Source organism: bacterium, from assembly GCA_039961635.1.
Classification (GTDB): domain Bacteria; phylum 4484-113; class 4484-113; order JAGGVC01; family JAGGVC01; genus JABRWB01.
Genome location: JABRWB010000037.1, coordinates 73,923 through 83,281, shown reverse-complemented (window position 1 = coordinate 83,281; position 9,359 = coordinate 73,923). Strand labels below are relative to the sequence as shown.

At 57.5% G+C, this 9,359-nt stretch carries 7 protein-coding genes; 4 read left to right on the top strand and 3 right to left on the bottom strand.

Translation table 11 applies throughout. The annotated features are described in order from the left end of the window. Positions 1-2: 2 nt before the first annotated feature. A complete protein-coding gene (locus HRF49_05920; GenBank protein ID MEP0814187.1) occupies positions 3-425 on the bottom strand; it encodes a helix-turn-helix transcriptional regulator in 423 nt (140 codons plus the stop codon). A gap of 517 nt (positions 426-942) precedes the next feature. On the opposite strand from HRF49_05920, the gene HRF49_05915 reads away from it, so the two are divergent. Genes HRF49_05915 through uvrB form a run of 3 tightly spaced genes read left to right on the top strand, consistent with a single transcriptional unit; the run spans position 943 to position 3,554 of the window. Next, complete coding sequence (locus tag HRF49_05915) at positions 943-1,221, top strand: DUF4258 domain-containing protein (protein MEP0814186.1); 279 nt, start codon at positions 943-945, stop codon at positions 1,219-1,221. A gap of 1 nt (position 1,222) precedes the next feature. Next, on the top strand, positions 1,223-1,453 hold the full coding sequence (locus HRF49_05910; GenBank protein ID MEP0814185.1) for a type II toxin-antitoxin system MqsA family antitoxin: 231 nt from the start codon (positions 1,223-1,225) through the stop codon (positions 1,451-1,453). 46 nt (positions 1,454-1,499) lie between these two features. Then, the gene (uvrB, locus tag HRF49_05905) at positions 1,500-3,554 is read left to right on the top strand and encodes an excinuclease ABC subunit UvrB (GenBank protein MEP0814184.1); all 2,055 of its coding nucleotides are present in this window, start codon (positions 1,500-1,502) and stop codon (positions 3,552-3,554) included. 5 nt (positions 3,555-3,559) lie between these two features. On the opposite strand, the gene HRF49_05900 is transcribed toward uvrB, so the two are convergent. Beyond that, positions 3,560-5,005, bottom strand: a complete 1,446-nt coding sequence (locus HRF49_05900; GenBank protein MEP0814183.1) for an aldehyde dehydrogenase family protein — start codon at positions 5,003-5,005, stop codon at positions 3,560-3,562. 11 nt (positions 5,006-5,016) lie between these two features. Next, on the bottom strand, positions 5,017-5,682 hold the full coding sequence (locus HRF49_05895; GenBank protein ID MEP0814182.1) for a DUF502 domain-containing protein: 666 nt from the start codon (positions 5,680-5,682) through the stop codon (positions 5,017-5,019). A 62-nt stretch (positions 5,683-5,744) separates the two neighbouring features. Between HRF49_05895 and mfd the strand changes: the two genes are divergently transcribed. Continuing rightward, complete coding sequence (gene mfd / locus HRF49_05890) at positions 5,745-9,281, top strand: transcription-repair coupling factor (protein MEP0814181.1); 3,537 nt, start codon at positions 5,745-5,747, stop codon at positions 9,279-9,281. Positions 9,282-9,359 lie beyond the last annotated feature (78 nt).

Genomic DNA, 9,359 nt, shown 5'->3' with positions numbered 1-9,359 from the left:
GACTAGGGGCGTTTCTTGGGGGTTCCCTTTCCGGCCGCGGCGGGAACGCGCTTTGTCATTTCTGCTTTCCTGGCAAGACCGGAAGTCGCAGCTTTTTTTTTCGTTTTGATTAATCCGGCCTTGGAGCCTTTGCCGTTTCCGCGCAGGCCGCGATTGGGAAGAACCAAAATCCTGAAATCGAAATCGAGCGCATAGGCCAGTTTCTGCATCGTCCGAAACGTCATGCTTCCATGCCCTTCCATGAGCTGGCTGACGTAGCTTCGCGAGCATCCCATTTTCCGCGCCATGTCCGAATAGGACAAGCCAAGCTCCTCGCGGCGGCGCTCGCATTCAATTATGAAATCGATTGCCTTGCCTTCCGCGCCGAAAGCGGGCGATCTTTTAATCTTTTCTATCGAGATACCCATGAACTTTTCGGAATTCATAATACATTCACCTTTCCTTTTCGATGCGCGCTCTTCAGTCGCTCGGCGCGCTCTTCGGATGTACGAACATCTTTGTCTGGCAGTTTCAAGCTTTTCTTGAGCAACCAGTGAAGGACAACGAAATCCGACTCCAACCTGCAACCAATAAGCCTCAACGGCCCGCGCTTGATCTCGAACAACCGGGGAGTCGATCCCGCCAGATGCTTCATTCCGGGATAGTGTCTCAACTCGTCCTCATTCAAGCAGCAAATCCGAGAAAGTGCGTCGTACAGCCGTTCAGCGGGGACCTTTGAATGAGGCGAAAGCCAGTTTTCAAGCTATGATACTCCGCCAAAAACCAAGAGCCGGCGGCGGCTGCCTTCCACCCAAAGCTCAATATCCACTGAATCGTCCGCGTCCGGCACGCGAATTAAGTATACCCGCCAAACCCGCGTTTGTCAAGTAATTACTTAACACCGTGCTATTCCGATTTCCACCTCTTTTGCTTTTCAAGCGATTGCGTATTACAATTTGGCGGGTGAAGCCAACCATTAAGTTTAGCTTTCATGCACTTGAAAAGCTCATCGAGCGTGAAATCAGCCCTGCGGAGGTTTCGGAAGCCCTGTCGAGATCCGAAGTAATTGAAAGCTATCCGGATGATTTTCCTCTTCCAAGCAAGTTGCTGCTAGGGTTTGCCGGAATGCGCCCGCTGCACATGGTTGTAGCCGACAATACTCCATGCAATTCGGTTATAATAGTCACTGCCTACGAACCCGATCCTTTGCTTTGGAAAGACGGATTCAGGAGGCGAAATTAAAATGAAGTGCGTAATCTGCAAAACCGGTGAAACCAAGTTGGGCGAGACCACGGTCAAGCTGGAAAAAAACGGCGGAATCTTCATTTTCAGGGGAGTTCCCGCCGAAGTCTGCGACAATTGCGGCGAGGCCTATCTGGACGAGGCGACATCACAATCAATATATGATTCCATCGCCGCCTCGGCTGGCGAAAATACCGAAATTACGGTTAGGCGATTCGCCGGCGTCAGGTGAATTCGCCCAGTCCTCCACATTCGTTTCGTGGTATAATCCGCGTTCCATGCCCGAGCGCCGCCCCGACAAATTCAAGCTCGTCGCGCCGTATTCGCCGACAGGGGACCAGCCCGAGGCGATCGACGCCTTGACGCGCGGCGTCCTGCGCGGCGACCGGTACCAAACCCTGATGGGCGTCACCGGTTCCGGCAAGACGTACACGATCGCGAACGTAATCGAGCGCGTCCAACGTCCAACCCTCGTCATCAGCCACAACAAGACGCTCGCCGCGCAGCTCTGCGCGGAGTTCCGCGAATTCTTCCCCGAAAACTGCGTCGAGTATTTCGTTTCTTATTACGACTACTACCAGCCGGAGGCTTACGTCCCGGCTACGGACACATACATCGAAAAGGACTCCGCGATAAACGAGGAAATCGACCGGCTGCGCCACAGCGCGACCGAGGCGCTTTTGACGCGCCGCGACGTTTTGGTCGTCGCAAGCGTTTCATGCATCTACGGCCTGGGCAGCCCGGAGGACTACGCGAAGCTGATGATCAAGTTCGCGAAAGGCGAGCGACACCCGCGCGAGAAGCTCATCCGGCGGCTCGTGGACATGCAGTACATGCGCAACAATTTCGATCTAGTCCGCGGCACTTTCCGCATCCGCGGCGACATTCTCGAAATTTACAGCGCGGACAAGGAAGTGATAACGCGCATCGAGTTCGACGGCGAGCAGGTCGAGGCTCTTTTCGAAATCGACGCGGCCTCGAAACGCGTACTCTCCGAGCCGGAATACACCTACGTTTTCCCCGCGTCGCATTACGTGCTTCTGCCGGAGCGCATCGACCTCGCGCTGCGCGATATCGAATCCGAGCTTGCGGAGCGACTGGAGTTTTTCAGGGAACAGGGCAAACTGCTGGAATACCAGCGGCTCAAGGAGCGCACCAAGTACGACCTCGAAATGATCCGCAACATCGGATACTGCAAAGGCATCGAGAACTACGCGCGCCACCTTGCGGGAAAGGCGCCAGGAGAAACGCCGTCGAATTTGCTTGAATACTTCCCCGAAGACTTCCTGATGATTGTGGACGAGTCCCACGTCACACTGCCGCAGCTGCATGGAATGTACAACGGCGACCGCAGCCGCAAAACCACGCTCGTGGATTACGGCTTCCGCCTGCCTTCGGCGCTCGACAACCGGCCCCTCAAATTCGAGGAGTGGGAGGCAATCGTCGGCCAGGCGATTTTTGTGACCGCGACGCCCGGACCGTACGAGTTGGAGCATTCATCGCAGATTGTCGAGCAAATCATCCGGCCTACCGGACTTGTCGATCCCGCCGTGGAGGTGCATCCTTCGCAGGGTCAAATCGACCACCTGATCGGCGAATGCAGCGCCACGATAGAGCGCGGCGAACGCGTTCTTGTCACGACTCTGACGAAGAAGATGGCGGAAAACCTGTCCGAGTATCTTTCAAACCTCGGATTCAAAGTGCAGTACTTGCACAGCGAAGTGGACACCGTCGAGCGCATCCGCATTCTAAAAGATTTGCGCCTCGGAACTTACGACATCGTCGTCGGAATCAACCTGTTGCGCGAAGGTCTCGACCTGCCGGAGGTATCGCTCGTCGCGATCCTGGACGCGGACAAGGAGGGCTTCCTGCGCTCGGACAAAAGCCTGATCCAGACGATGGGCCGCGCCGCCCGCAACGTCAGGGGCCGGGTGCTGCTTTACGCCGACGAGATGACGCCCAGCATGGCGCGCGCGATCGGCGAGGCAAACCGCCGCCGGGAAAAACAATTGGAGTACAACAAGCTCCACGGAATCACGCCGAAGAGCATAGAAAAGGCGATAAAGGCGATATCCGATGAACTGGAGGAAGCGAATCTCCGTGTAATCAAAAAGGCGGGTGCGGATCCAACCGACGTGCCCGGGGCGGGTCTTTCGATCGGCGAACTGATGGTTACAATAGACGAAATCGAGGTTCAGATGAAGAAATACGCGGAGGTTCTCGAATTCGAAAAGGCCGCCGAGCTTCGCGATCAAATGAAGGGTCTCCAAACGACGCTGCGAAAAAAAGTCGAGGCGGAAAGCGGGAAGAAACTTCGGGAGAAGGTGAGGTAAATCGCTTACTGCTTGATGGCCAAAAGTCTTATTTCGGTGTAGTCCTCGATTGCGTAGCGAGGGCCTTCGCGTCCCACGCCGGAATCCTTCGTGCCGCCGTAGGGCATCCCGTCTGTACGCCAGCCGGGGACTTCGTTTATCATCAGTCCGCCCACTTCTAGTTGCTCGAACGCGCGGAACGCTTTTGATATGTTCGACGTGAACAGCCCGGATTGCAGGCCGTAGCGGCTCGCGTTCGTCAGCGCAATCGCTTCGTCCAGCGTCCCGTATCGGTACAGCGCGACGACCGGGCCGAAAATTTCGTTGCAGCCAAGCTCGCAGGTTGCCGGTACGTTTTCAAGTATGTACGGCTCGAACATACGGTTTCCCAGATATTTGCCCGTCAGGATTCGCGCGCCCGCAGCCTCCGCTTCCCGCACCCATTTTTCGATGCGCTCCGCCGCCGAGTCGTCAATCACGGGGCCGATACTCGTGTCTTGACTCATCGGGTCGCCCAGCGTCAGCTTTTTCGCGCGCTCGACGAATTGCGGGACAAACGTGTCGTAAATCTCATCGCTCACCATCAGCCGCTGGATGCTGATGCACACCTGGCCGCTGTACGCGAACGCCCCGTTCACGCAGCGCGACAGCGCCGTATCCCGGTCCGGCATGTCCGGCTCGATTATGCAGCTCGCGCTTCCGCCGAGCTCCAGCAGAACGCGCTTTTTTCCGGCGAGCGATTTCAGCTTCCAGCCGACCGCGTCGCTGCCTGTGAACGAGAGCACTTTGATGCGCCCGTCGGTGACGAGGAGCTGCGCTGCGTCCGGCTGCGCGTAAATCACGCTGTACGCGTCCTGCGGCCAGCCCGATTCGTAAACGAGCCGCGCGAACTCGAACGCGGTCAGCGGCGCCTGTACGCAGGGCTTGTGGACGACGGGCGCTCCGACGGCGAGCGCGGGGCCGATCTTGTGCGCCAGCAAATTCAGCGGGAAGTTGAACGGCGTGATCGCGGCGACGGGGCCGAGCGGGAAGCGGCGGGCGATGCCGAACCGCCCTTCGCCGCCGGGCGCGGAATCGAACGGAAGGAACTCGCCCGTAAGCCTGCCTGCCTCCTCCGCGGAAAGCGTGAGCGTGTCGGCGACGCGGGCAAGCTCGGCGCGGCAGAGCGCGATTGGCTTTGCGTTCTCGCGGCAGAGCAGCTCGGCGAATTTGGGGGCGTGCCAAAGAACGAGGTCGCGAAGCCTGGTAAGGATCGCCTTGCGCTCGTGAGCGGGTATGCGCCTTGTTTTTTCGAACGCGCGGTGCGCCGCGGCGATGGCGCGTTCCGCTTCGGCGGGAGTCGCATCGAACACCGCGCCGAGCGGGGAGAGATCGTACGGATTGCGGATGATAACGCGCCCGCCCTCCGCGGATTCCTCGCCCGCGATAATGTTCGGATAATCCGGAATGTTGAAAGATTGTTCGGTTGCCATAAAGTATGCTCCTATGCGGCATCAAGCACCGGCCTGAGTTTCATATCGTCTCCAAGTATTTCCGGGGCGATCGCGCCGATTGAAACAAGAACCTTGGTCATGTCCTCGAATTTCAGGCCGGTCGCGTATACTTCCGATGCGGGGATGAGGAAATTCTGGCCGCTCATCGGCACCGGCGTCGCGGGGTAGTACACCATAAAATAAGGCCTGCCGTCTATGTGAATCGGATCGGACGAGGGCAATAGTCCGAGCAAAAGCGAGTTTGCGAACCGGAAGAGGATCACCTGGCTTGCCGCGGCGGGGTCGTCCTTGCGTTTGTTGAATATGCCGACGATCTGCTCCGCGGAGTTGTAAATGCTGCTGATGACCGGGAACCGGACGACCAGATTCTTGATCCATTCGGCGACGGTGTTTCGCGCGGTGCGCGACGCGAACGCGCCGACCAGGATGATGAGCAGGATTATCAGCAGATAAGCAAGAGCGATTGTAAGGTTTGTCGGCAGATTCAGGCTGTCCGCCAGCGTTGACAGCGCCTGACCGAGGGACGACGTCCGGCCGAATAGTTGAGCGGCCTTGCCGTAAATCCATCCGACCAGAAACACGGTGATGACGAGCGGGAGCAGCGTCACGAGACCGCTAAGGAAATTGCCGGCGAGAACACGGAGAGTGTGCTTCATTTGATGCTCCGAATTGCGAAGTTGAGGGATTATATCAGCGGCGGGAGTATAGTATCGCTCCGTTGCACAGACTTCGCAACAGGCTTGACGGGCATTTCGGCGCATCCCTTTCCGGTTTCCTGGAGAAAATCGGAATGGGAGGCGGCGGCGCGTTAGAAATCGCCAACGTGCGCGGCTCCGCAAGGCAATTTCTTCTTTCCTATTTGGCGTTTGCGAAGCGAGTATCTCCCGTCTTGATTGTCTGCGAGTCGAACCGCGAAGCGGAGAGAATGCGCGCGCACTGCATCGCGGCGTACAGGCTGTATTCGGGGAAAGTGGAGGACGAAAAGGATTTTCTTGTTTATCCCGATTTCGAGCCGTCGAACCTTTTCGATTTCACGCCGCCGGATGTGGACGTAACGGGCGCGAGGCGCGCCGCCGAGGACGCGCTTTTACGCGGAAATGCTAAATTGATTTTCACGTGCGTCCAAGCGCTGTTCAAAAAGATTCCGCATCCGGACAAGGTGCGCGCGTCGAGACTTCATCTCAAATGCGGCAAGTCCGCAGGGCGCGACGCGGTTTGCTTGACGCTGGACAGGTTCGGATACGAGCGCAAAACGATGGTAATGGAGCCGGGCGAGTACGCGGTTCGCGGCGGGCTTTTGGATGTGTTTCCCATCGGCGATCAAAATCCGGTGCGCATCGACTTTTTCGGTGACGATATCGACGAGATGAGCCGGTTCGAGCCGTCGACCCAGCGAAGCTTCGAGGCCGCGGCCGAAGCGGTAGTGCTTCCGGTCGTCCAGCTTGACACAGGAGATGCCGAAGACGGCGCGTCGAAGCTTGAGAAGCTGCTCGCCGCGTACTTGAGGGAATTCGCGGCAAGGCTGCCCGGCTCCGCGGCGGGATTGGAGCAGGCGGCGAAAGAGGATATTGCGAGGATCGCGGAAAACCGGCAGTCGCCGCGTTACGAGATTTACTCGCCGATACTTTCGGGCGGCGCGACGTTTCTGGATTATCTCCCGCAGGGAGCGCTGGTTTTCGTCCACGACGAAACGCTGGTTTCGGGCGAGCTGAAAACCTACGAGCGGTTCTGGCGAGAGAGATTCCGCGAATGGCGGAAAGGCGCGCTGACGTTTGCCGATTTCGACGATTACTACGCGATCCCGGACCGCGCCGACGCAGGCGCGGTAATCGCATCGGTCGAATCGAGGCCGGGAATTTCAACCCTCTTTACTTCCTCTTTCGATCGGCGGCATTTGTCTTTCGAAGGCTCGGATCTTTCATTCGGCACGCCGTCGTCGTCGCAGTATTCGCTCGGCGCGCTGCCGGACGGACTGCGCAAGCTCGGCGGCGGGACGAGCGAAGTCTGGATTGCAAGCCAGTTTGCAGAACGGCTGCGCGAGAGGCTTATCGAGGAAGAAATCGCGGTAGCCGCCATCGAAAACGCGATCCTGCCCGGAGGATTCACGCTGCCGGGACAGGGGATGCTGTTGACCGACGCGGAAATATTCGGTGAAATCGAAGAGGCCGTTTACCGCAAGCCGAAGCGGTTCGAAAAATCCGGTCTGCGCTCGCTTGAAGAAATCAAGGTCGGGGATTACGTCGTTCACGTGGACTACGGGGTGGGGAGGTTCGTCGCGCTGACGGATCAGGAGCTTGGCGGCATCAAGCGCAGCTATGTACAAATCGAGTACGAAGGCAGAGACAAGTTGTACGTCCCGGTGGACCAGCTGGACCGGCTGCGCCAGTACCGGTACGACGGCTCGCCGCCCAAGTTGAACAGTCTCGGCAGGAAGCAATGGCAGAAAACCAAACGCAAGGTGCGCCAGGAGGCGATCAAGCTTGCGCTTAGGCTTTACCAGCTTTATCGCAAGCGGGAAAGGATGCAAGGTCACTCATTCGTCGGCGTCGACAACTGGATGGCGGAATTCGAAAACGGATTCCCGTACGAGCTGACGCCGGATCAATACGAAGCATGGGGCGCCGTGTACAACGACATGGCCGCGGCCAAGCCGATGGACAGGCTGATATGCGGCGATGTCGGTTTCGGGAAAACCGAAGTCGCGCTGCGCGCCGCGTTTCTCGCGTGCCTTAATAACAAGCAGGTGCTCGTGATGTGTCCGACGACGGTGCTCGCGGATCAGCACTATCACACTTTCCGGAGGCGGTTCGCCGCGTTTCCATTTCGCGTCGAAATGCTCTCTCGGTTTTTATCCGACGCGGATCAAAAGCGGATCGCCGCCGACATTGCAAAGGGCAAAGTAGACGTAGTTATCGGAACGCACCGCGCCCTTTCCGCGGATGTGAAGTTTCCGAGGCTCGGATTGCTCGTAATAGACGAAGAACAGCGGTTCGGAGTCAAACAAAAAGAGCGGTTGAAGATGAGAAATCCAGGGGTGGATGTTCTCACGCTGACCGCGACGCCCATTCCGCGCACGCTGCATATGTCGCTCGTCGGGCTGCGCGACGTGTCGCTTATCGAAACCGCGCCGGTTGACCGCAAGCCCGTGCGGACTTATGTGGGCGAGTACAACGAAACGCTCGTGCGCGACGCCATTTTGAAGGAAATCGGGAGGGGCGGCCAGGTGTATTTCCTTCACAACAGGATCGCGGACATAGATGTCTTCCGATCGGAACTCGAAAAGCTCGTACCGGAGGCGAAAATCATCGTCGGACACGGCCGAATGAAAGAGGACAAACTTGAAGAAATTATGAACGCTTTTTCGATGGGCGCGTACAACATCCTTCTTGCGACGACGATCATCGAAAACGGACTGGATATTCCGAACGTGAACACGCTAATCGTCCAGCACGCGGAGTATCTGGGCTTGTCCCAGATGCACCAGCTTCGGGGCAGGGTGGGGCGCAGCCACGTCCAGGCGTACGCGTACTTTTATCATGATCCCGCTCGCTCGCTTTCGGAGGATGCCCAGAGCAGGCTGCACTCGATTTACAACTACGCGTATCTGGGGGCGGGGTACGAAATCGCGCAGAGCGACCTGCGGCTGCGCGGCGCGGGCAATGTATTCGGCGAGGAACAAAGCGGCCTGGCGGCGACCGTCGGATTCGACTATTACTTCGAAATGTTGACGAATTCGATGGAAAAGCTGAAAGAAGAACTGGATTCCGAGGGCGAATTCAGCGAGGACGAATTCCTGGACGCGATGGAGGAAGAGCCGGAAGGATGCATGATTGATATTCCGATATCGGCGTACATTCCGCATGATTACATCGAGGATTCGATTATCCGGCTTGACATTCTGCGCAGGATCGCCCGCCTTAAGGATGGCGAAGTAAATGATTTGCGTACCGAGCTTGAGGACAGGTTCGGTGCGCTTCCTGCGGAGGTCGAAAATTTGATAGGTGGCATCGAAGTCAAAATAGCTGCGGAAGCATGCGGAGTGTCGAACATCGAATACCTGCCGGCCCGCGAAAAGTTCAAATTCAAATTCCATTCGGGGCGCCCCGCGTGGGCGAACCGGATCACTTTGCTCGACGGCAAAGCCGAAGTATCAACGGACGGTTCGATACTTTTTGCGCTTCGAATGGGGGAAGACGCATTGGACAAAATAAAGGTGTTTTTGGGCAGAATGCGCGCGCTTGCTGAAAAGAGGTAGCGGGTACCAATCGGCGAGGAGCCACCGCACGCGTTGCATGAATATGTTAGACTCAATCCGCCATTGGGTTTGCCGGAG